Here is a 21,436-nt window from a genome sequence, read left to right on the forward strand (position 1 = left end):
TCTCTCTTTCTTCGTGATGTGTTACTCGCCGATCAGAACGCGGATGCGCTCGCTATATTGCTTGCCGAAGGCGAGATGTTCGGGATTGATGTCCTTCAATTCGTCGACGAGCTGCGGTTCACTCTCGGCGTCTGCGGCGGCAAGGCTGCTCATCAGGGCAAAATAGCCGAGAATATAATCGCTAGGCGTAATATTCTGAGCCTTGAGCACTTCCACCACTTGCGGGCGGGATTCGATGCTCTTTACCATCTTGGCGAATGATGGCGTGGCATCCTGGCCTTCCTCTTCAGTCGCGGAAAGTTCCATGCCGCCTAGCTGTTCCTGCACTTTTTCCATGCGTGACAGGAAATCTTCGCTCAGCTTGAAATTGTTGATTTCGGCAGGCGTCTGCTTCGGCGCGACATCGAGCAGGTCGTCAGCAAACGCGACGCCTGTGGAAACGGGCAGGGCGATAAGGGAAAGGCCGAGGAAAACGGCGCAGCCTGCAATCTTGAAACGGGAAAACACCGTCATTGTTCTATCCTCGAACTGTGGAACGATTCGCGTGTTGTTTCTACGCATTATCCTACGCAAAACCGCTTCGCACTTTTGCTGGAAATGCTTTTATACTATGTCAGAACATATCCTTGCGCTTGCGTATTTCGGCAAACACGGCTTCGTCGGGTGCATCCTGCAGGCCGAGGCGGCTGCGAATGCCGGCATCATGCCAGCGCAGGAAGGGGTTCGTCGCCATTTCAAGCGCGATGCTTGACTGCAATGTCATGCGATCGGCGGCACGAAGCCTTGCAATCTCGGCGGCGCGTTCCTTGAGCGCGGAATTGGCGGGGTCGATGGTGAGCGCAAAGCGGGCATTGCTTTCGGTATATTCATGGCCGCAATAGATCGCCGTGTCGCCGGGAAGCGCAATCAGCTTCTGCAATGACTGGAACATGGTGAGCGGCGTTCCCTCGAAAAGCCGTCCGCAGCCCAGTGCGAACAGCGTATCGCCTGTGAAGACGGCTTTCGCATCGGGAAGATAATAGGACACTTCGCCCGCCGTATGACCCGGCGTTGCGATGGTCTTGACGCGAAAGAGACCGAATGTGAATTCGTCGCCGTCCTTCACGGTCCGGTCGATGCCGGGAATCTTTGCTTCTTCGGCCTTGGGGCCGATGATGCTGACCCCGAACTTTGCCTTCAGCGTTTCATTGCCCTCGACGTGGTCGAGATGGTGGTGCGTGGTGAAGATAAAATCGAGCGTCCAGCCGCGCCGCTTCAGCGCCGCTTCGATTGCCGCTGCATCAGGCGCATCAATGGATGCGGTCAGCGCACTTTGCGGGTCGTGGATCAGGACGCCGTAATTATCGCTGCGGCAGATGAACTGTTCGATTTCAAGCCGTGGTGCGATCCCGTTCATGGCGTCCTTCCTTTTATTGCTATGCGGACTAGTTGTCTTCCGTCAGTGAATGCTTCTGGATAAGCGGCATTTGTAAAAGCGTGAAGACAATGGTGATGGGCATAATGCCCCACACCTTGAACGATACCCAGGCATCGGTCGAGAAGTTCCGCCAGACAAGCTCGTTGACTACGGCGAGAAAGATGAAGAACAGGCCCCAGCGCAGCGTCAGCTTTCTCCAGCCTTCGGCATCCAGCTTGAAAGCCGAATCAAACACATAGCCGAGCAGGGACTTGCCGAAGAAAAGCCCGCCGAGCAGAATCACACCGAACAGCGTGTTGACGATGGTGGGCTTCATCTTGATGAAGGTGTCGTTGTGCAGCCAGAGCGTCAGCGCACCGAACACCAGAACCACGATGCCGGAAACAAGCGGCATGATGGGCAGTGTGCGCGTCATTGTCCATGAAATGGCGAGCGCGATCACAGTTGCGGCCATGAATAGGGCCGTTGCCAGAAAGATCGGCGCGCCGATGGAAGCCAGCACCGGGAAACGCTCGATCAGGCTTTCTCCACGCGCATTGGCGAAAAAGAAGACAAGAAGTGGTCCCAGCTCCAGCGCGAGCTTGAGCAGCGGCGGGACTTCCTTGCGTTCTGCTTCGGTCTTTTGTGACGGATCGCGTTCGAAAACGGGATGCTCCATCAGGCAACTCCTGCGATGGCGCGGGCAAAATCCTTGGCCGCAAAAGGTTCCAGATCGTCGACACCTTCGCCGACGCCGATGAAATAGATCGGCAGTTTATGCTTGGCCGAGATGGCGACAAGAATGCCGCCCCGTGCCGTGCCGTCAAGCTTGGTCATGACCAGACCGTTGACACCGGCAATATTCTTGAAGATTTCGACCTGATTAAGGGCATTCTGGCCGGTGGTGGCATCGAGTGTCTGCAGCACCGTATGTGGAGCTTCCGGATCATGCTTGCCCAGCACGCGCACGATCTTCGCAAGCTCGTCCATCAGTTCGGCCTTGTTCTGCAACCGTCCTGCCGTATCGATGATGAGAACGTCGCTGCCCGCTTCCTTGGCCTTTTCCCATGCATCATAGGCAAGGCCCGCCGCATCGGCGCCGAGCTTGGAGGAGACAACCGGCGAACCGGTGCGTTCGCCCCAGATATGCAACTGCTCGATGGCGGCCGCGCGGAATGTATCGCCTGCCGCCAGCATGACCTTGAGACCGCCTGCGGTAAGCTTTGCGGCAAGCTTGCCGATTGTGGTGGTCTTGCCGGTGCCATTGACACCGACGACCAGGATCACATGCGGCTTGTGCGACAGGTCAAGCTCCAGCGGCTTTGCCACCGGACCTAGAACCTTTTCGATTTCCGCACCCATGATGGTGCGTACTTCCTCGCCCGTCACGTCCTTGCCGTAGCGACCCGAGGCAAGCGCATCGGTCACGCGCATGGCGGTTTCAAGCCCGAGATCGGCCTGAATGAGTACGTCTTCGAGATCCTGCAACGTGTCATCATCGAGCTTGCGCTTGGTGAAAATGCCGCCGATGGATTCGCTCAATGAATTCGATGAACGGAGCAGGCCGCGACGTAGCCGCTCGAACCAGGACAGCTTTGGCTCAGGCGCTGCTTCAACCGGCGCTTCTTCCTGATGTTCTTCAACGGCCTTGGCGACCTTGACCTTCTTGGGCTTCACCGGTTCTGGCTGAGGCGCGGGTTCGACCGCTTCCTCTGCAACCGATGTATCCGGAGCTTTTGCGACTTCCGGCTGTTCGGGTTCAGCAACAGATTCGGGCTCTGGCTCGACAACAGGTTCCGGCACAGTTGCTTCAACCGCGATTGGTTCCATTACCGGGGGCTGTTCAATCGGGATTTCAATCTCGGTAACCGGATGCTCCGGTTCGGCCTTTTCCTCCTCAACTGTTTCAGTCGCAGGCTCTTCTACCGGCTCAGGCTCGTCGAAGGTCACTGGTGCTTCCGGTTCGGAAACGACCACTTCAACGGTATCTGTTTGAGTAATTTTGGGCGTTTCAACGGTTTCAGGAAGCTGGGTTTCTATCGCCGCTTCCACGGCATCGGGAGCCGGTTGTTCGACCGGCTTTTCCTCGACCTCCTTCTTGCCGAAGGAGAACATTTTCTTGATGAAACCCATTGCCATGAAATCTGATGCCCTTAAGCTTTAAGCCGCTTGCGGCTCTGCCTGACGGGTGAGGAGTTTCTCACCGTCATGGCCTGTCACGATACGTTCGATGATTTCGCCCGGTGCGCCGCGGTCCACCGATGCCAGCGTAAAGCCTTCCGTGCGCGCAATGCCTTCCTTCTCGACCAACAGGCGCTGCACAGTGCCGTTGAGAGAAGCGAGGTGCTTTTCATAAGCGCGGTCACCTTCGGCACGCAAACGCGCTGCACGTTCCTTGACGATTTCGCGCCGTACTTGTGGCATGCGGGCGGCAGGTGTGCCTTCGCGTGCGCTGTAGGGGAAGACGTGCAGGTGGGACAGTCCGCATTCCTCGATGATCTTCATCGAATTTGCGAACATCTCTTCGGTTTCAGTCGGGAAACCGGCGATGATGTCTGCACCGAACACGATATCGGGGCGAAGCCCACGCACCGTTTCGCAGAAGCGGATCGAATCGTCGCGCAGATGGCGGCGCTTCATGCGCTTGAGGATCATGTCGTCGCCCGCCTGTAGCGACAGGTGAAGATGCGGCATAAGGCGCTTTTCATTGGCAATCGCATCCATCAGATCGTCATCGGCCTCGATGGAATCGATGGAGGAAAGACGCAGGCGCTGCAGATCCGGCACTTGGTTGAGAACCGTTTTTACCAGCTTGCCGAGACGCAGGCTTCCCGGAAGATCGGGACCATAGGAGGTCATGTCCACGCCGGTCAGCACCACTTCGGCATAACCGTTGCCGACAAGGCGCTTGACCTGATCCACCACCGCGCCCATCGGAACGGAGCGGGAATTACCGCGACCATAAGGAATGATGCAGAAGGTGCAGCGATGATCGCAGCCGTTCTGTACTTGCACGAAAGCACGCGCCCGGCCTTCAATCGCATCAACCATATGGCTTGCGGTTTCGCGCACTTCCATAATGTCGTTGACGCGGACCTTCTCGAACTGGTTGACGCCGAAATCCGGCAACATCCGGTAGGAATTGGATTTCAGTTTTTCCTCATTGCCAAGAATGAGGTCGACTTCGTCCATGGCGGCAAAATTGTCCGCTTCGGTTTGCGCAGCACAGCCGGTGACGATGATGCGCGCTTCCGGGTTTTCACGGCGGGCCTTGCGGATCGCCTGACGCGCCTGTCGCACGGCTTCCGCCGTCACGGCGCAGGTGTTGAAGATGATCGCGCCATCCTTCAATTCGCCAAGTCCGGCGGCATCGGCTTCGCGTTTCATCACCTCTGATTCATAGGTGTTGAGACGGCATCCGAATGTTACGACTTCCACCGACATCAGGCCGCACCCCTGTCAGTTGGCTTGTCATTCTGGGCGTCGCGTCTCCATTCGCCGGTCGCAGGATCGAAAGTGCCTGAGAACTCCCATTCGGCGGGGCCGGTCATCATGACATGATCGTCGTCGCGCCATTCGATCCTGAGCGGGCCGCCGGGAACATTGACGGTGACGGTGCGCCCGGTGCGGCGTGTGCGCGCTGCCGAAACGGCGGCGGCGCAGGCGGCGGAACCACAGGCGCGGGTCAGGCCTGCACCGCGCTCCCATGTGCGCAGATCGATTGTCTCGGGCGAGGTGACATGGGCAATCGAGATATTGGCGCGCTCAGGAAAGATTGGATGATGCTCCAGAAGCGGCCCGAACTTTTCCAGCTCATAGGACCAGACATCGCGGTCGACCCAGAAGATTGCGTGCGGGTTGCCCATGGATGCGACCGACGGCGAATGCAGCACCGGCGCGTCGATGGGGCCGACCTGCAATTCGATCATGCGCGTATCGCGAAATTCTTCGGCAAGTGGAATGTCCTGCCAGTCGAAGCGCGGCTTGCCCATATCGACTGAAATCAGGCCGTCCTCATGCTCGGTCGCGGTGAGAATTCCGGCGCGGGTTTCAAACGTGAAATCCTGCTTGCCGGTCTCGGCGGCCAGCGCCTGCACGACGCAGCGCGTGCCATTGCCGCAAGCCTGCGCTTCCGTGCCATCGCAATTGATGATGGCGATATAGTTGTCGGTTCCCGCTATGCTCGGGTCATGGATCGCCATGATCTGATCGAAAGCGGTTTCGCTGTCGCCTGCAAGACGGATCGCAGCTTCAGGCGTAATCCGGTCCGCGCGGCCGCGCATGTCGGCAACGATGATCTGATTGCCGAGCCCGTTCATCTTGGCGAAGGCTGCCCTGGTGGCCATAACTATCGTGGTTCCGTTTTCCTGTGGCTTTGGTCGATAAAGCCTATGGGACAATTAGCGTCTATATGGCGGAAAAGCCCGCAAATTGCCAGTACCCGCATCAGATTGCGAAAAGTTGTGGCGCAGATGTTTTCTCAGAACAGACGGCAATATCAGGGAAACTGTGGCCTTCCTGTCCCAGTTTCAAGATTATTAAGCGGTTTCGAGCATTCTTAAAGAGTTTGGGAGGCAAAAATGACAGGTGCCGGTGTTGCTTTTTTAACCATATAGCCATTTTATCGGTCCAATATTGTCACAATGCAGGGCTTCGGTAGGAAGTCCGGGGCATCCCCACCCCTGATGAGAAATGCGGAAATGGAGAACCAGATGGGAATTTCGAAAGCAAGTCTGCTCAGCCTCGCGGCGGCTGGCATTGTTCTGGCCGGGTGCCAGAGCTCCCGGTTTGGCAATCTCGATACGGTTTCGCCACCACCGCCACCTCCGCCGGTCAATGCGGCTCCGGCAGGCTCGGTGCAGAAGGGCAACCTCAATTCTCCCAATGCTTCGCAGTTTCCGACGGCTCCGACCACGGACCCGAATGCACAGCCCGGCTCACAGGTTGCAAGCCTGCCGCCGGCATCCGCGCCCGATCTGACGCCGGGCTCCGTCGCCGGTGTCTGGAACGCATCGCTTGGCGGCCAGAGCTGCAAGATCGCGACGCCGCAGACCAAATATGGTCAGGGCTTCCGCGCAGGTCCGTTGCGCTGCCCGGGTGAACTCGGCAATCTCGCTTCCTGGGCCGTCAACGGCAAGCAGCTCGTTCTCTATGATGCGAATGGCGGTACCGTCGCTTCGCTCTATTCTTCGGGACAGAGCCGTTTCGACGGACAGACTTCGGGCGGTCAGGCCGTGTCGCTTTCGCGCTAAGACATTCTTTCGCTTGGAGCTTGCCGCGCATATTGCCCGAAAACCGTTTCACACTTTTCGGGATGCGCTCTAAAGACAGGCGGACCATCGCGAGATGGTCCGCCGTTTTTGCAATTGAAAGGTTGAACGGAAGCAATCATGTCTTTCGACGGTAATCTGAAGGCGTTCCCCTCGGTTCGCGAACACTACGACGCGATGGTCGCGGCGGGCGATGTGGAAGCCGATCCCGCTCAACTCGAACTCACCGTCCGTTATGACCGGCTGATCGAGGAAATCTGCACCAAACGCCTGTCACGCAAGTCGAGCGCGCTCGGCTGGCTGTTCGGCAAGCGCAAGGAGGCAACGAGCATCATCAAGGGGCTTTACGTGCACGGCGAGGTCGGGCGCGGCAAGACCATGCTGATGGACATGTTCTTTTCGCTTCTTCCGGTGGAACGCAAGCGCCGCGCGCATTTCAACGATTTCATGGCCGATGTGCACGAGCGTATCTATGCGCATCGTCAGGCGCATAAACGTGGCGAGACCAAGCAGGACGATCCGATCCCGCCGGTCGCAGATGCCTTGAGCCAGCAGGCCTGGGTGCTGTGTTTCGACGAATTCACCGTGACCGATATTGCCGATGCGATGATCCTGTCGCGCCTGTTCAGCGCCTTGTTCGCCCGTGGCGTGGTTCTGGTGGCGACATCCAACGTCGCGCCGGACAATCTTTATCGCGATGGGCTGAACCGGCAGCTCTTCCTGCCCTTCATTGATATTCTCAAGCAGCATGTCGATGTGATCAACCTCGATTCGCGCACCGATTACCGTCTGGAGAAACTCGACCGCCAGCCGGTCTATCTGTCGCCACTTGGTCCTGAGATGGCAAAGCGCATGGATGCGGCCTGGACGGCGCAAAAGGACGGCGCGCATGAAAAGTCCGACGTCATCCGCATTAAGGGACGCGACATCGAGGTCGCCCGTGCCGTGCACGGCGCGGCGCGCTTCACTTTCGATGCGCTCTGTTCGAAGCCGCTTGGTGCCTCGGACTATATCGCCATCGTGAAACACTATCCGACCTTGTTCATCGATGATGTTCCGGTGTTGGACTATTCACGCCGCAACGAGGCCAAGCGCTTCATTCTGCTGGTCGACGTGCTCTACGATCACCACGCGCGGGTATTCATTTCCGCAGAAGCCCAGCCGGAAAAGCTCTATCTTGCCAGCAAGGGTACGGAGGCCTTCGAGTTCGATCGCACTGCTTCCCGTCTCTTCGAGATGCAGAGCGCGGATTATCTGGCCGAGCCGCCCGGCAAGGCCGGATAAACAGCCTGCACATCAACTGCCCTATCATCAGACTGCCACAGACTGGACTTATAAGCCCGGTGGGCTATGTTGCTCGCGCAATTCATGCGGAAGGTGTGGCACTTTCGTGCCGGACTTTCGATACTGCATCAGTTTTAAATCGGGGCCGGTTTTGAACAGGTGCACAACGTTGTTGGAATTGGCAGCTTGCCAGTCGCTCCGTCACCGCTTCGCCGGGGATGGTTCGCGGCGGTAGGAGAGGGTGGTTTTGCCTTGATATTGACAAATTATCTTACGTTTACGTAAGAACCATTAATTCTAACCGATTGAAAACATTAGTCGCAAAATAATGAGTTGAGTTTATCGCCAAAGAGTCCTATCTCGCAGTTCCAACGCTTGAGCGTTTCCGGCGAGGATTCCGGATGGCTTGATGCGTTTCTGGATCAAAAGTGAGGAAAGAAACAATCATGGCACGCAACAAGATTGCCCTCATCGGCTCCGGCATGATCGGCGGCACGCTCGCCCATCTGGCTGGTCTGAAGGAACTCGGCGACGTCGTCCTTTTCGACATTGCGGAAGGCATCCCGCAGGGTAAGGGACTGGATATCGCCGAATCTTCACCGGTTGACGGTTTTGATGCGAAATACACCGGCGCCAACGACTACGCAGCAATCGAAGGCGCAGACGTTGTCATCGTGACCGCAGGCGTGCCGCGCAAGCCGGGCATGAGCCGCGACGACCTTCTGGGCATCAACCTCAAGGTGATGGAACAGGTAGGCGCGGGCATCAAGAAATATGCCCCTGAAGCTTTCGTCATCTGCATCACCAATCCATTGGACGCCATGGTCTGGGCGCTGCAGAAGTTCTCCGGTCTTCCGGCGCACAAGGTCGTCGGCATGGCTGGCGTTCTCGACAGCGCCCGCTTCCGTTATTTCCTCTCGGAAGAATTCAACGTTTCGGTTGAAGACGTCACGGCATTCGTGCTGGGCGGCCACGGCGACAGCATGGTTCCGCTGGCCCGTTACTCGACCGTTGCAGGCATCCCGCTGCCAGACCTCGTCAAGATGGGCTGGACCAGCCAGGACAAGCTAGACAAGATCATCCAGCGCACCCGTGACGGCGGCGCGGAAATCGTCGGTCTCCTCAAGACCGGTTCGGCTTTCTACGCTCCGGCTGCATCGGCCATCCAGATGGCTGAATCCTACCTCAAGGACAAGAAGCGCGTTCTGCCAGTGGCAGCACAGTTGACTGGCCAGTATGGCGTCAAGGACATGTATGTCGGCGTGCCGACCGTGATTGGCGCCAATGGCGTCGAGCGCATCATTGAAATTGATCTCGACAAGAACGAAAAGGCCGAGTTCGACAAGTCGGTGGCATCTGTCGCCGGTCTTTGCGAAGCCTGCATCGGCATCGCTCCGTCGCTGAAGTAAATTCCAGACAAGGCCGGATTGTCGCCTGCGGGCGGCTCCGGCCTTTTCCGGCTGTCAATCCGTACCGGTTCCGTTCAATCCCAATATGCAACGGACCGGGAATCCGCAGAGGACAACCAGATGAATATTCACGAATACCAGGCTAAGCGCCTGCTTCACACCTACGGCGCTCCGATCGCCAATGGTGTGGCTGTCTATTCCGTCGAACAGGCGGAAGAATGGGCAAAGACGCTTCCCGGACCGCTTTATGTCGTCAAGAGCCAGATCCATGCTGGCGGACGCGGCAAGGGCAAGTTCAAGGAACTGCCAGCCGATGCAAAGGGCGGCGTGCGCCTCGCCAAGTCTGTCGAGGAAGTGGTTGCCAATGCGAAGGAAATGCTTGGGCATACGCTCGTCACCAAGCAGACCGGTCCTGCAGGCAAGCAGGTCAACCGCCTTTACATCGAAGACGGTGCCGATATCGCTCGCGAGCTTTATCTCTCGATCCTGATCGACCGCACCGTTGGCCGTCCGGCTTTCGTCGTTTCGACCGAAGGCGGCATGGATATCGAAGCCGTTGCCGAAGAAACCCCTGAAAAGATCGTCACCGTTGCCATCGATCCGGCCAAGGGTGTGACGGACGAAGACGCCAGCAAGCTCGCCGACGCGCTGAAGCTTGAAGGTCAGGCTCGTGAAGACGGCGTCAAGCTGTTCCCGATCCTCTACAAGGCGTTCACCGAAAAGGACATGAGCCTTCTCGAGATCAACCCGCTGATCGTCATGACCGATGGCCGCGTGCGCGTTCTCGACGCCAAGGTATCGTTCGATGGCAATGCGCTGTTCCGTCATCCTGACATTCAGGAACTGCGCGACCTGTCGGAAGAAGACGAAAAAGAGATCGAAGCTTCCAAGTACGACCTCGCTTACGTCGCTCTCGACGGCAATATCGGCTGCATGGTCAACGGCGCGGGCCTTGCCATGGCAACGATGGACATCATCAAGCTCTATGGCGCAGAACCTGCCAACTTCCTCGATGTTGGTGGCGGCGCTTCCAAGGAGAAGGTGACGGCTGCGTTCAAGATCATCACCGCTGACCCGGCTGTCCAGGGCATTCTGGTCAACATCTTCGGTGGCATCATGAAGTGCGACGTCATTGCCGAAGGCGTGATCGCTGCGGTCAAGGAAGTCGGCCTCAAGGTTCCTCTGGTTGTCCGTCTCGAAGGCACCAATGTCGAACTCGGCAAGAAGATCATCAACGAGAGCGGCCTGAACGTCATTTCGGCCGACGATCTCGACGATGCGGCGCAGAAGATCGTCGCTGCAGTGAAGGGGAATTAAGGCATGTCCATTCTCGTCAACAAGGACACCAAGGTTCTCGTACAGGGCCTGACCGGCAAGACCGGTACCTTCCACACCGAACAGGCGCTTGCCTACTACGGCACGCAGATGGTTGGCGGTATCCATCCGAAGAAGGGTGGCGAAACCTGGGAAGGCTCCAAGGGCGAAAAGCTTCCGATCTTCGCAACCGTTGCCGAAGGCAAGGAACGCACCGGTGCTGACGCATCCGTGATCTACGTTCCGCCAGCAGGCGCCGCCGATGCGATCATCGAAGCGATTGAAGCTGAAATCCCGTTCATCGTCTGCATCACCGAAGGCATTCCGGTCATGGACATGGTTCGCGTCAAGGAGCGTCTGGAACGCTCGAAGTCGCGCCTGCTCGGACCGAACTGCCCTGGCATCCTGACCCCTGAAGAGTGCAAGATCGGCATCATGCCGGGCAATATCTTCAAGAAGGGTTCGGTGGGTGTTGTTTCCCGCTCCGGCACGCTTACCTATGAAGCTGTGTTCCAGACCTCGAACGAGGGCCTCGGCCAGACCACCGCTGTCGGTATCGGCGGCGATCCGGTCAAGGGCACCGAGTTCATCGACGTCCTGGAAATGTTCCTGGCCGACGACGAAACCAAGTCGATCGTCATGATCGGTGAAATCGGCGGTTCGGCTGAAGAAGATGCGGCTCAGTTCCTCAAGGACGAAGCCAAGCGCGGTCGCAAGAAGCCGATGGTTGGCTTCATCGCTGGCCGTACGGCTCCTGCCGGACGCACCATGGGCCATGCTGGCGCCGTGATCTCCGGCGGCAAGGGCGGCGCGGAAGACAAGATTGCTGCCATGGAATCGGCTGGCATTCGCGTGTCGCCGTCGCCGGCGCAGCTCGGCAAGACGCTGGTCGAAGTCCTCAAGGGCTGAGATCGCGTATCGGTCTGAATATCCCGGCGGCGGCGAAAGCCGCTGCCGGGTTTAGCATAACAACGGGTCATGTGATCCGGATTAGAGGGACGGATATCCGTTCCGACGCGTAGAGTTTAGTCATGCCGGGGTCTGTAGCGGTTCCTCCCCGGCGGCGTGAGGGATGAAGTTTCGAACTTCCGGCCCGCGCAAGATGAGCCACTGACAAGGAGACGGAGCGTTGCTCCGGATAGGCTATGGCAAGGCAAGAACAAGCCAACGACGTTTTCGCCCTTACCTCATTCCTCTATGGCGGCAATGCCGACTATATCGAGGAGCTGTACGCCAAATATGAGGACGATCCGAATTCGGTCGATCCGCAGTGGCGCGATTTCTTCGCGAAGCTGGGCGACAATGCCGACGATGTGAAAAAGAATGCGCAGGGCGCAAGCTGGACCAGAAAGAACTGGCCGATTGCCGCCAATGGCGAACTCGTTTCGGCACTCGATGGCAACTGGGCTGAAGTCGAAAAGCATGTCACCGACAAGCTGAAAGGCAAGGCTGCAAAGGGCGAAGCGAAGGGTGCGACCGGCGCAGCCCTTACCAGCGAAGAGATCACGCAGGCTGCACGCGACAGCGTTCGCGCCATCATGATGATCCGCGCCTACCGCATGCGTGGCCATCTGCACGCCAATCTCGATCCGCTCGGTCTCTCCGAGAAGCCGAACGACTATAATGAGCTGGAGCCGGAAAACTACGGTTTCACGCCAGCCGACTACAACCGCAAGATCTTCATCGACAACGTGCTCGGCCTCGAATATGCGACCGTGCCGGAAATGCTCGATATTCTGAAGCGTACCTATTGCGGCACGATCGGCGTCGAGTTCATGCATATTTCCGATCCGGCTGAAAAGGCCTGGATTCAGGAACGCATCGAAGGTCCGGACAAAAAGGTTGCTTTCACGCCGGAAGGCAAGAAGGCCATCCTGTCGAAGCTGATCGAAGCGGAAGGCTTCGAGCAGTTCATCGACGTCAAGTACAAGGGCACCAAGCGTTTCGGCCTCGATGGCGGTGAATCGCTGATTCCGGCCCTTGAGCAGATCGTCAAGCGTGGCGGCGCCATGGGCGTCAAGGAAATCATCTTCGGCATGGCCCACCGTGGCCGTCTGAACGTGCTTAGCCAGGTCATGGGCAAGCCGCATCGCGCTATCTTCCACGAATTCAAGGGCGGCTCCTATGCGCCGGACGACGTGGAAGGCTCGGGCGACGTGAAGTACCATCTGGGCGCTTCGTCGGATCGTGAATTCGACGGCAACAAGGTCCACCTGTCGCTGACCGCCAACCCGTCGCATCTGGAAATCGTCAACCCGGTCGTGATGGGCAAGGCCCGCGCCAAGCAGGATCTGCTGGCCGGTCGCACCCGTGACGACATGGTTCCGCTCGCAACGCGCGCCAAGGTTTTGCCGCTGCTCCTGCATGGCGATGCTGCCTTTGCCGGTCAGGGTGTCGTGGCCGAGTGCCTCGGTCTTTCCGGTCTGAAGGGGCACCGCGTTGCCGGTACGGTTCACTTCATCATCAACAACCAGATCGGTTTCACCACCAATCCGGCCTTCTCGCGTTCGTCGCCTTATCCGTCGGATGTGGCGAAGATGATCGAAGCGCCGATCTTCCACGTCAATGGCGACGATCCGGAAGCCGTGGTGTTTGCCGCCAAGGTTGCGACCGAGTTCCGCATGACCTTCCACAAGCCGGTGGTCATCGACATGTTCTGCTATCGCCGCTTCGGTCACAACGAGGGCGATGAGCCGTCTTTCACCCAGCCGCTGATGTACAAGGCGATCCGTGCGCACAAGACGACGGTTCAGCTCTATAGCGACAAGCTGATTGCGGAAGGTCTGATCAAGCAGGAAGAAATCGACCAGATGAAAGCGCAGTGGCGCGAAAATCTGGAAACCGAATTCGACGCCGGACAGAGCTACAAGCCGAACAAGGCCGACTGGCTGGACGGTGCGTGGGCTGGCCTGCGTACCGCAGACAACGCCGACGAACAACGCCGCGGCAAGACCGCCGTGCCGGTGAAGACGCTGAAGGAAATCGGCAAGAAGCTGGTTGAAGTGCCGAAGGACTTCCACGTCCATCGCACGATCCAGCGCTTCCTCGACAACCGTGCCAAGATGATGGAAACGGGCGAAGGCATTGACTGGGCAACGGCAGAAGCGCTTGCTTTCGGTTCGCTGGTCGCGGAAGGCAATCCGATCCGTTTCTCGGGTCAGGATGTCGAGCGCGGCACCTTCTCGCAGCGCCATACGGTTCTCTACGATCAGGAGACCCAGAACCGCTACATCCCGCTCAACAATATCCAGAAGGGCCAGGCGATTTACGAGGTCATCAATTCGATGCTCTCGGAAGAAGCGGTTCTCGGCTACGAGTACGGCTATTCGCTGTCCGAACCGCGTGCGCTGGTTCTGTGGGAAGCCCAGTTCGGCGATTTCGCCAACGGTGCGCAGGTCGTGTTCGACCAGTTCATCTCGTCGGGCGAACGCAAGTGGCTGCGCATGTCCGGTCTGGTCTGCCTTCTGCCGCACGGCTATGAAGGTCAGGGTCCAGAACACTCCTCGGCTCGTCTGGAGCGTTATCTCCAGCTCTGCGCCGAAGACAACATGCAGGTGGCAAACGTCACGACGCCAGCCAACTACTTCCATATTCTGCGCCGCCAGATGAAGCGCGACTTCCGCAAGCCGCTCATCATGATGACGCCGAAGTCGCTGCTGCGCCACAAGCGCGCCATTTCGACCTTGGCCGAAATGTCGGGCGAATCCTCGTTCCACCGCCTGCTGTGGGATGATGCGCAATACAACAAGGACGAAGGCATCAAGCTCCAGAAGGATGCAAAGATCCGTCGCGTCGTACTCTGCTCGGGCAAGGTCTATTACGATCTCTACGAAGAGCGTGAAAAGCGCGGCATCGATGACGTCTACCTGCTGCGTGTCGAACAGCTTTATCCATTCCCGGCCAAGGCGCTCATCAACGAGCTGTCACGCTTCCGCCATGCGGAAATGGTCTGGTGCCAGGAAGAGCCGAAGAACATGGGTGCATGGTCGTTCATCGACCCGTATCTGGAATGGGTGCTGGCTCATATCGACGCCAAGCATCAGCGCGTGCGCTATGCGGGCCGTCCGGCCGCAGCATCGCCTGCAACGGGTCTGATGTCGAAGCATCTTGCACAGCTCGCCGCTTTCCTTGAGGATGCGCTCGGTAACTGATCCGGGTTAGAGTTTTGGAGCAGTTTTTCGAAACTGCCTCAAGCTGAATTGAACACAGAATCTAAAGTTTGAAGATCAACGGAAGAAGAAACCATGGCCACCGAAATTCGCGTTCCCACGCTTGGGGAGTCCGTTACTGAGGCAACCATCGGAAAATGGTTCAAGAAGGTCGGCGACGCCATCGCTGTCGACGAACCGCTGGTGGAACTGGAAACCGATAAGGTGACAGTGGAAGTTCCGGCTGCTGCTGCGGGCGTTCTGGCTGAAATCACGGCCAAGGAAGGCGACACGGTCGAGGTCAATGCGCTTCTCGGCCAGATTTCCACCGATGGCTCTGCCGTCGCTGCGGCCCCTGCTGCGAAGAAGGAAGAAGCCAAGCCTGCTGCCGCCGCTCCTGCTGCGGCACCTGTCGCCTCGGCTTCGTCGGGCCCGGCCATGCAGCCGGCTCCTGCCGCTTCCAAGCTGCTTTCAGAAAACAACCTCTCCGCCGATCAGGTCGAAGGTTCCGGCAAGCGCGGCCAGGTGCTGAAGGGTGATGTGCTCGACGCCATCGCCAAGGGTGTTTCTGGGGGCGTTTCGGCTGTTCCGGCTCCGGCCACACCGGCTGCTGCCCGTCCGGCATCGTCGGCTGATGACGCATCGCGCGAAGAACGCGTGAAGATGACCCGCCTGCGCCAGACGATCGCCAAGCGTCTGAAGGATGCGCAGAACACTGCCGCCATGCTGACGACCTATAACGAAGTCGACATGTCTGCGGTCATGGAACTGCGCACCAAGTACAAGGACGTCTTCGAGAAGAAGCATGGCGTGAAGCTTGGCTTCATGGGCTTTTTCACCAAGGCCGTGACCCATGCGCTGAAGGAAATCCCGGCGGTCAACGCCGAGATCGACGGCACTGACATCATCTACAAGAATTTCGCCCATGTCGGCATGGCCGTCGGTACGGACAAGGGCCTTGTGGTTCCGGTCATCCGTGATGCCGACCAGCTTTCGATTGCTGGCGTTGAAAAGGAACTGGGACGTCTTGCCAAGGCAGCGCGTGACGGTACGCTTTCGGTCGCCGACATGCAGGGCGGCACGTTCACCATCACCAATGGCGGCGTGTACGGTTCGCTGATGTCCTCGCCAATCCTGAACGCGCCGCAGTCCGGTATCCTCGGCATGCACAAGATCCAGGAACGTCCGGTTGTCGTCGGCGGTCAGATCGTGATCCGCCCGATGATGTATCTTGCCCTGTCCTACGATCACCGCATCGTGGACGGCAAGGAAGCCGTGACTTTCCTCGTGCGCGTCAAGGAAAGCCTCGAAGATCCGGAACGTCTGGTTCTCGATCTCTAAGGGCGAACGATGGAGCCGGGCATCTTCTCCGCATCCCCGTTTCTGCCGCTGGTCGGCTTGAGCGTCGTCCTGCTGATGGTTCATATCCTCCTGCAGGGCTTTGCGGCAACAAAGGAACTCGGCTCTCAATGGAATGCCGGTCCGCGCGACGAGGGTTTGAAACCCTCCGGCAAATTTGCCGGTCGCGCGGAGCGAGCCTCCGCCAATTTCCGCGAGACCTATCCGGCTTTCATCGCTCTGGCGCTGGCGCTCGTGCTGAAAGGCGACCCGTCCGGATGGGGTATTCTCGGGGCGTGGCTCTGGTTTTTCGGTCGCATCGTCTATATCCCGCTTTATCTGGCGGGCATTCCCTATTTCCGTTCCTTCGTCTGGCTCATTAGTCTGGTGGGGCTCGGTATCATGCTTCTGGCTTTGGTTCTGTGATGACAGCCTGCGCGTGAAAAACGCGCAATGAAGGAAACGCGATGCATCCCTATCTGTTCGAACTTGCATCCCTGATGGCGATTTTCGTCTTTGCCATCGTTTCCCCTGGCGCCGATCTCGCCATGGTTATCCGGCAGTCACTGCTGCATGGCCGTCGCGAGGCGATCATCACGAGCTTCGGCATTGGCGCCGCCCTGATGATGCATGTCACCTATACGGTTTTGGGTCTCGGGCTCATCATTTCCAAGTCGATCTATCTGTTCAATATCGTCAAATGGTGCGGCGTGGCCTATCTGGTCTATATCGGCATCAAGGCGTTGCGCGCTGGAACGACGAAGATCGATGTGGAAGCGGCACCGAAGGAACCGCGCAAGCCGCAGAGCTTCGCCAAGGCGTTCGGCCTCGGCTTTGCCGCCAATGCGCTCAATCCAAAAGCTGTGTTCTTCTTTCTGTCGATCTTTTCGACGGTCGTTCACGCCCATACACCGACCGAGGTGAAGCTTGGCTATGGGGTCGTGATGGCGACCGCGCTGATCTCATGGTTCGTCGGCGTCAGCCTTTTCATGACGACGCCGAAGATGCGCGCCGCCTTCTCGCGTGCCTCGAAATGGATCGATCGGACCAGCGGTGTTGTCTTCATCGCGCTGGGACTTAAACTTGCCACCGAAAAGGCTATGTAAGAAGCAACAGGTTCAGTTTCGCTGAATCTCGATTCGCTGCCGGAAACACTCAACCGGAACATTCAGGGAGAACCGACAGATGCACGCTGCAAACAAGCTTTTCAGGACTGCCGCCGTTTCGGTGCTTGCGCTCACCGTGTTCTCGACCGCGGTTCAGGCGGCTTGCACGCAGAACCGGGCGATTTATCGTGATCGCGATGATGCCTATACGCTGACCTTCCGCCCCGAGCAGCCGAACGACCTGAAAATGTCGCCAGCACCGACGAATGAGTTCACCATTACCGCCAATGACAAGCCTGAATTCAAGCTGAGCGGCATGGTAATCTGGCCGGAAGAAGGCGTGGCGCGTCCCTATGCGTTGCTGACCTTCAACTGCAAGGGCGACGGTTCCAACCCGGAAGATCTCGACGATTGCAGCATCTGGCAGAGCGTCATCTATTCGCTGAAGGAAGGCGCAGAAGCCGATGTCCTGCCCAAGGCGGAAGAACCGGCGGCCCAGGCGATCCTGCTGCCCGATCTGGTGACGGCGCTCGATGGTTATGATTTTGGAGCGGCAAAACCCGAAAAGCCGCTTCAGTGGGAAGCATTCCGTTTTCAGGGATGCTCACCAGACGAGGAATGATCGGTAGCCCGCAGGCACTGATTGTATGTGAATAATTTCGAATGAAGGAACGGGCCCGGATGGACGGGGCGTTCGAAAAACGTTCAGGACAGACTGAAGAAGGATAGTTCAATGTCATACGATGTGGTTGTCATCGGTACGGGCCCCGGCGGTTATGTCGCCGCGATCAAGGCTGCACAGCTTGGTCTTTCCGTTGCTGTTGTGGAGAAGCGCAAGACCTTCGGTGGCACCTGCCTGAATATCGGCTGCATTCCTTCCAAGGCGCTTCTGCATGCGTCGGAAGTCTTTGCAGAAGCCGGTCATTCCTTCGACACGCTCGGCGTGGAAGTGACGCCGAAGCTCAATCTGGGAAAGATGCTGGCGCACAAGGACACAACCGTGAAGGCCAATGTCACGGGTGTTGAATTCCTGTTCAAGAAGAACAAGATCACAGCCTTCATCGGTACCGGCAAGATCGTTGGCAAGGGCAAGGTTTCCGTGACTGCCGAAGACGGCAAGGTCGAGGAGATCGAAGCAAAGAACATCATCATTGCTACCGGTTCTGATGTCGCGGGCATTCCGGGCGTCAAGGTCGATATTGACGAGAAGGTCATCGTGTCTTCGACCGGTGCGCTTTCGTTCGACAAGGTTCCGGGCAGCCTGATCGTTGTCGGCGGCGGTGTGATCGGTCTGGAGCTTGGTTCCGTCTGGGCGCGTCTTGGTGCGAAGGTTACGGTTGTCGAATATCTCGACAAGGTGCTTGGCCAGATGGACGGCGAAGTTTCCAAGCAGTTCCAGCGCCTGCTCGAAAAGCAGGGCATTGCCTTCAAGCTTGGCGCGAAGGTGACCGGCGTGGAAAAGGCTGGCAAGGGCGCAAAAGTAACCTTCGAACCGGTCAAGGGTGGCGCGGCTGAAACGCTTGAAGCCGATACGGTTCTGATCGCGACCGGTCGCCGTCCTTATACGGACGGTCTCGGCCTTCAGGAAGCCGGCGTGAATGTCGATGATCGTGGCCGCGTTGCGATCGACGATCACTGGCGCACCAATGTCGAGGGCATCTACGCCATCGGCGACGTGGTGCAGGGTCCGATGCTGGCGCACAAGGCCGAAGACGAAGGCATTGCTGTTGCCGAAATCATTGCCGGTCAGGCCGGTCATGTGAATTTCGATGTCATTCCGAGCGTCGTCTACACGCAGCCGGAAGTCGCTTCGGTCGGCAAGACTGAAGAAGAACTGAAGGCCGCTGGCATTGAATATAAGGTCGGCAAGTTCCCGTTCACGGCCAATGGTCGTGCACGTGCCATGCTCCATACCGATGGTTTCGTGAAGATCCTCGCCGACAAGGCGACGGACCGCGTTCTGGGTGCGCATATCCTCGGTTACAATGCCGGTGAAATGATCCATGAACTGGCCGTCCTGATGGAGTTTGGCGGTTCGTCGGAAGATCTGGCTCGCACCTGCCATGCCCATCCGACCATGTCGGAAGCCGTGCGTGAATCCGCTCTGGCGACCTTCGCCAAGCCGATCCATATGTAATCGGCTGCGATCATATAATTATAAAAAGGCCCGCTGATGTGGGCCTTTTTTGATGCCTAATTCTGCGCTGGCGGGTTAGCAGGAGCTGGAGCCGGTGTTGCAGGTTCGCTCTGGGTCGCCGGTGGTGGGGGAGGCGGAGCCGCAGTATCCGTTCCACTGCCATTCCGGTAGAAGAAGTAAGCGAGGATAATGATCGCTGCCAAAAGCACTGCGCCGAGCAGATAGCCGCTTCCGCCGCGTTGGGGTGGAGGCGTCGGCATTCCCGACTGGCTAGACGGGTCAGACAGGCGCGGATCAGTCGTCGTGCGGGGATCACTGTTTCGCGGATCAAGGGGATCAACCATAACGGGTTCCTCCAGTGGTCCCTTCCATCATCAAGGTGATAGTTGGGAAGCGATAGTTGCCGGGTATCAGCGGTCATTCATGAGCCAGTATGCGCTCCGACCACTCCTCTACGTGTTGCCCTGCATTGCGATAACAAACTCGGTGTATATCAATGCGAAAACGAGCGAATAGTTCCGAAGTGGCTAATATAAGAAGGAACATGGGCTAATCGCTATGCCAGGGCGGTAGGCGAAGGTGTTGTTAACCCGAGAGAAACTGCGCATCGCTATGTATATTCAATCATTGAAGCGGTCTGATGATCGGAATTATGTTCGATCAACTGGCTATCCGGGCCTTATCACTGTAAACCATTGATAAAGCGGATCGTTGCAAGCGATCAGAAACGACGCCGAAATTTGAGGAACGACTTAATGCCGTCGAAAGAAAACCTGAAAACCATCGAGCGCTTCGAAAAGCTCTCATCGCTTTTGCGCGATGAACAGTTCAAGCTTCTGGATGAAGCGGCCAGGGAAGAAGCGCTGCCGGGAAAATCCATACTGAGACAGATTGCCGAACTTGAACTCAATATTACTGCTATTGAAAACAGCATCACCGATCTGAAAGCCGGTTAGAAATATTCAGGCATATACTTCTATAGCGGGGTCACCCGATAGCCTTTTGCACGTAGCAATTCGACTATCCCATCCTTGCCTGGCAGATGGAGTGCACCGACAGCAATAAACGCATTTCCCTTGTCGATGATCGGAACGGCACGATCTGCCATGACCTGATTGCGGTCGAAAATGAGATATTTCAGAAATAGCTCGTAATCCTCTTCGGAAAGGCTGTCTGGAACGATTTTCCGGAGCAACGGCATGATTAAGCCAATCTCGCCCTTCAGGTAGAGCGCAGTCGTGGTCTCCATGGCATCCTCGACCTTGTCGCCATAGTCGACGGTAGCCACCAGATTGCGGAGATGGAAGTCAAGCGGCATCCGGTTCATCGCCACCAGTTGTTCTGCAGCGCTTTCCAGCCCCAAAACATTGCGGCCCTCGGCCTGTGCATCGAGAGCCAGCCGTTCATCAAGTGATTTTTCGCCTTCGCTTTTGCGCTCCCTCTCGCATTTGGGAAGTGCGAGCAGGCTGGTCAGCACCCACGGCTTCATTTTCGCAACTGCGTCGAGAACGATACCGCGTTCTGCAAGCTTCTGCTCGATCTCCGCGCGTCGCTCGGGTGGAATATGCGACTTCAGAGTGCTGCCGTCAGTGAAGAGCAGCAGGTCGGGCTGTTCAAGCTTGAGACGCAGGAAAGCCTTTGGGTCCAGAATATCCGTCGTTTCGATGACGACGGTGCTTGCTGACCGATAGGCCTCATTGGCAGCTTTCGGCAATGTCAGGACGCGCGGATCGGAAAGATGGATCGTGCCGAAGAGATAGGAGGGGGCGCCGCCGTCTTTGTCGATCTTCCAGAGAAGCCCCCTGCGATTGGGCACAGCGTCGGCTGCGCGCTGCAATTCCTCCCAGCTTGCCGGGTCCTTGGTCTCCAGCCCGTCGATGAGATTGACGCCGTGCACAGCGCAAGTGGCAGGCACATCGTCGGCGCGGGCAGAAGTTGCGCCTGCCAGGCAGGCATAGAGAAGAACGAGAAGCAGCTTTTTCATGAGAGTAATATAGGGGTGGTTTTTGCCGATGCCAGCGACTTCTCAAGCCG

Annotated in this window: 20 protein-coding genes; 12 read left to right on the plus strand and 8 right to left on the minus strand. The window is 57.7% G+C overall.

The window, feature by feature from the left end; genetic code table 11:
- Window positions 1-21: 21 nt before the first annotated feature.
- The 6 genes from ACYSN1_RS07995 to dapF form a co-directional block, all read right to left on the minus strand.
- Window positions 22-513, minus strand: a complete 492-nt coding sequence (locus tag ACYSN1_RS07995; protein WP_461725132.1) for a hypothetical protein — start codon at window positions 511-513, stop codon at window positions 22-24.
- Window positions 514-613: 100 nt separating this feature from the next.
- Window positions 614-1,396, minus strand: coding sequence for a hydroxyacylglutathione hydrolase (gene gloB / locus ACYSN1_RS08000; RefSeq protein WP_461725133.1), 783 nt, complete (start codon window positions 1,394-1,396; stop codon window positions 614-616).
- A gap of 28 nt (window positions 1,397-1,424) precedes the next feature.
- Window positions 1,425-2,075, minus strand: a complete 651-nt coding sequence (locus ACYSN1_RS08005; protein WP_461725134.1) for a septation protein A — start codon at window positions 2,073-2,075, stop codon at window positions 1,425-1,427.
- A complete protein-coding gene (gene ftsY, locus ACYSN1_RS08010) occupies window positions 2,075-3,535 on the minus strand; it encodes a signal recognition particle-docking protein FtsY (protein ID WP_461725135.1) in 1,461 nt (486 codons plus the stop codon). The genes ACYSN1_RS08005 and ftsY overlap by 1 nt, the downstream gene beginning before the upstream one ends.
- 21 nt (window positions 3,536-3,556) lie before the next feature.
- Entirely contained in the window at window positions 3,557-4,840 is a 1,284-nt protein-coding gene (gene mtaB, locus ACYSN1_RS08015) for a tRNA (N(6)-L-threonylcarbamoyladenosine(37)-C(2))-methylthiotransferase MtaB (protein ID WP_461725136.1), read from the minus strand.
- On the minus strand, window positions 4,840-5,742 hold the full coding sequence (dapF, locus tag ACYSN1_RS08020; protein ID WP_461725137.1) for a diaminopimelate epimerase: 903 nt from the start codon (window positions 5,740-5,742) through the stop codon (window positions 4,840-4,842). The genes mtaB and dapF overlap by 1 nt, the downstream gene beginning before the upstream one ends.
- Before the next feature lie 366 nt (window positions 5,743-6,108).
- Between dapF and ACYSN1_RS08025 the strand changes: the two genes are divergently transcribed.
- The 11 genes from ACYSN1_RS08025 (at window position 6,109) to lpdA (ending at window position 19,402) form a co-directional block, all read left to right on the plus strand.
- Window positions 6,109-6,648, plus strand: a complete 540-nt coding sequence (locus ACYSN1_RS08025; RefSeq protein ID WP_461725138.1) for a protease inhibitor Inh/omp19 family protein — start codon at window positions 6,109-6,111, stop codon at window positions 6,646-6,648.
- 138 nt (window positions 6,649-6,786) lie between these two features.
- The gene (zapE, locus tag ACYSN1_RS08030; RefSeq protein WP_461725139.1) at window positions 6,787-7,950 is read left to right on the plus strand and encodes a cell division protein ZapE; all 1,164 of its coding nucleotides are present in this window, start codon (window positions 6,787-6,789) and stop codon (window positions 7,948-7,950) included.
- 446 nt (window positions 7,951-8,396) lie between these two features.
- Window positions 8,397-9,359, plus strand: a complete 963-nt coding sequence (gene mdh / locus ACYSN1_RS08035) for a malate dehydrogenase (protein ID WP_010657595.1) — start codon at window positions 8,397-8,399, stop codon at window positions 9,357-9,359.
- Between the two features lie 120 nt (window positions 9,360-9,479).
- Window positions 9,480-10,676: an ADP-forming succinate--CoA ligase subunit beta gene (gene sucC / locus ACYSN1_RS08040; RefSeq protein WP_461725140.1), complete on the plus strand. Its 1,197-nt coding sequence runs from the start codon at window positions 9,480-9,482 to the stop codon at window positions 10,674-10,676.
- 3 nt (window positions 10,677-10,679) lie between these two features.
- Window positions 10,680-11,582 carry a succinate--CoA ligase subunit alpha gene (sucD, locus tag ACYSN1_RS08045; RefSeq protein WP_109986951.1) on the plus strand — a complete coding sequence of 301 codons (903 nt, stop codon included), beginning with the start codon at window positions 10,680-10,682 and terminating at the stop codon, window positions 11,580-11,582.
- Between the two features lie 236 nt (window positions 11,583-11,818).
- On the plus strand, window positions 11,819-14,824 hold the full coding sequence (locus tag ACYSN1_RS08050) for a 2-oxoglutarate dehydrogenase E1 component (protein ID WP_461725141.1): 3,006 nt from the start codon (window positions 11,819-11,821) through the stop codon (window positions 14,822-14,824).
- Between the two features lie 93 nt (window positions 14,825-14,917).
- The gene (gene odhB / locus ACYSN1_RS08055) at window positions 14,918-16,162 is read left to right on the plus strand and encodes a 2-oxoglutarate dehydrogenase complex dihydrolipoyllysine-residue succinyltransferase (RefSeq protein WP_461725142.1); all 1,245 of its coding nucleotides are present in this window, start codon (window positions 14,918-14,920) and stop codon (window positions 16,160-16,162) included.
- A gap of 9 nt (window positions 16,163-16,171) precedes the next feature.
- Window positions 16,172-16,585 carry an MAPEG family protein gene (locus ACYSN1_RS08060; protein ID WP_461725143.1) on the plus strand — a complete coding sequence of 138 codons (414 nt, stop codon included), beginning with the start codon at window positions 16,172-16,174 and terminating at the stop codon, window positions 16,583-16,585.
- 41 nt (window positions 16,586-16,626) lie between these two features.
- Entirely contained in the window at window positions 16,627-17,265 is a 639-nt protein-coding gene (locus ACYSN1_RS08065; protein ID WP_140020465.1) for a LysE family translocator, read from the plus strand.
- A 79-nt stretch (window positions 17,266-17,344) separates the two neighbouring features.
- Window positions 17,345-17,887, plus strand: coding sequence for a hypothetical protein (locus tag ACYSN1_RS08070; protein ID WP_151616154.1), 543 nt, complete (start codon window positions 17,345-17,347; stop codon window positions 17,885-17,887).
- 111 nt (window positions 17,888-17,998) lie between these two features.
- The gene (lpdA, locus tag ACYSN1_RS08075; RefSeq protein ID WP_461725144.1) at window positions 17,999-19,402 is read left to right on the plus strand and encodes a dihydrolipoyl dehydrogenase; all 1,404 of its coding nucleotides are present in this window, start codon (window positions 17,999-18,001) and stop codon (window positions 19,400-19,402) included.
- A 56-nt stretch (window positions 19,403-19,458) separates the two neighbouring features.
- Here lpdA and ACYSN1_RS08080 read toward each other — a convergent pair whose 3' ends face one another.
- Entirely contained in the window at window positions 19,459-19,746 is a 288-nt protein-coding gene (locus ACYSN1_RS08080; protein WP_461725145.1) for a hypothetical protein, read from the minus strand.
- Between the two features lie 411 nt (window positions 19,747-20,157).
- Here ACYSN1_RS08080 and ACYSN1_RS08085 point away from each other — a divergent pair, with 411 nt between their 5' ends.
- The gene (locus ACYSN1_RS08085; protein ID WP_006470960.1) at window positions 20,158-20,358 is read left to right on the plus strand and encodes a hypothetical protein; all 201 of its coding nucleotides are present in this window, start codon (window positions 20,158-20,160) and stop codon (window positions 20,356-20,358) included.
- A 20-nt stretch (window positions 20,359-20,378) separates the two neighbouring features.
- On the opposite strand, the gene ACYSN1_RS08090 is transcribed toward ACYSN1_RS08085, so the two are convergent.
- Window positions 20,379-21,386: a TraB/GumN family protein gene (locus tag ACYSN1_RS08090; RefSeq protein WP_461725146.1), complete on the minus strand. Its 1,008-nt coding sequence runs from the start codon at window positions 21,384-21,386 to the stop codon at window positions 20,379-20,381.
- Window positions 21,387-21,436 lie beyond the last annotated feature (50 nt).

Source organism: Brucella sp. LJL56 (genome assembly GCF_054871705.1).

Excerpts from the sequence above, each read along its gene's own strand:
- ftsY (WP_461725135.1), bottom strand. The coding sequence starts at position 3,535 with ATGGCAATGGGTTTCATCAAGAAAATGTTCTCCTTCGGCAAGAAGGAG.
- ACYSN1_RS08070 (WP_151616154.1), top strand. The coding sequence starts at position 17,345 with ATGCACGCTGCAAACAAGCTTTTCAGGACTGCCGCCGTTTCGGTGCTT.
- ACYSN1_RS08065 (WP_140020465.1), top strand. The coding sequence starts at position 16,627 with ATGCATCCCTATCTGTTCGAACTTGCATCCCTGATGGCGATTTTCGTC.
- sucD (WP_109986951.1), top strand. The coding sequence starts at position 10,680 with ATGTCCATTCTCGTCAACAAGGACACCAAGGTTCTCGTACAGGGCCTG.
- ACYSN1_RS08025 (WP_461725138.1), top strand. The coding sequence starts at position 6,109 with ATGGGAATTTCGAAAGCAAGTCTGCTCAGCCTCGCGGCGGCTGGCATT.
- gloB (WP_461725133.1), bottom strand. The coding sequence starts at position 1,396 with ATGAACGGGATCGCACCACGGCTTGAAATCGAACAGTTCATCTGCCGC.
- lpdA (WP_461725144.1), top strand. The coding sequence starts at position 17,999 with ATGTCATACGATGTGGTTGTCATCGGTACGGGCCCCGGCGGTTATGTC.
- odhB (WP_461725142.1), top strand. The coding sequence starts at position 14,918 with ATGGCCACCGAAATTCGCGTTCCCACGCTTGGGGAGTCCGTTACTGAG.
- ACYSN1_RS08085 (WP_006470960.1), top strand. The coding sequence starts at position 20,158 with ATGCCGTCGAAAGAAAACCTGAAAACCATCGAGCGCTTCGAAAAGCTC.
- ACYSN1_RS07995 (WP_461725132.1), bottom strand. The coding sequence starts at position 513 with ATGACGGTGTTTTCCCGTTTCAAGATTGCAGGCTGCGCCGTTTTCCTC.
- ACYSN1_RS08090 (WP_461725146.1), bottom strand. The coding sequence starts at position 21,386 with ATGAAAAAGCTGCTTCTCGTTCTTCTCTATGCCTGCCTGGCAGGCGCA.
- ACYSN1_RS08080 (WP_461725145.1), bottom strand. The coding sequence starts at position 19,746 with ATGGTTGATCCCCTTGATCCGCGAAACAGTGATCCCCGCACGACGACT.
- ACYSN1_RS08005 (WP_461725134.1), bottom strand. The coding sequence starts at position 2,075 with ATGGAGCATCCCGTTTTCGAACGCGATCCGTCACAAAAGACCGAAGCA.
- zapE (WP_461725139.1), top strand. The coding sequence starts at position 6,787 with ATGTCTTTCGACGGTAATCTGAAGGCGTTCCCCTCGGTTCGCGAACAC.
- mtaB (WP_461725136.1), bottom strand. The coding sequence starts at position 4,840 with ATGTCGGTGGAAGTCGTAACATTCGGATGCCGTCTCAACACCTATGAA.
- mdh (WP_010657595.1), top strand. The coding sequence starts at position 8,397 with ATGGCACGCAACAAGATTGCCCTCATCGGCTCCGGCATGATCGGCGGC.
- sucC (WP_461725140.1), top strand. The coding sequence starts at position 9,480 with ATGAATATTCACGAATACCAGGCTAAGCGCCTGCTTCACACCTACGGC.
- ACYSN1_RS08050 (WP_461725141.1), top strand. The coding sequence starts at position 11,819 with ATGGCAAGGCAAGAACAAGCCAACGACGTTTTCGCCCTTACCTCATTC.
- dapF (WP_461725137.1), bottom strand. The coding sequence starts at position 5,742 with ATGGCCACCAGGGCAGCCTTCGCCAAGATGAACGGGCTCGGCAATCAG.
- ACYSN1_RS08060 (WP_461725143.1), top strand. The coding sequence starts at position 16,172 with ATGGAGCCGGGCATCTTCTCCGCATCCCCGTTTCTGCCGCTGGTCGGC.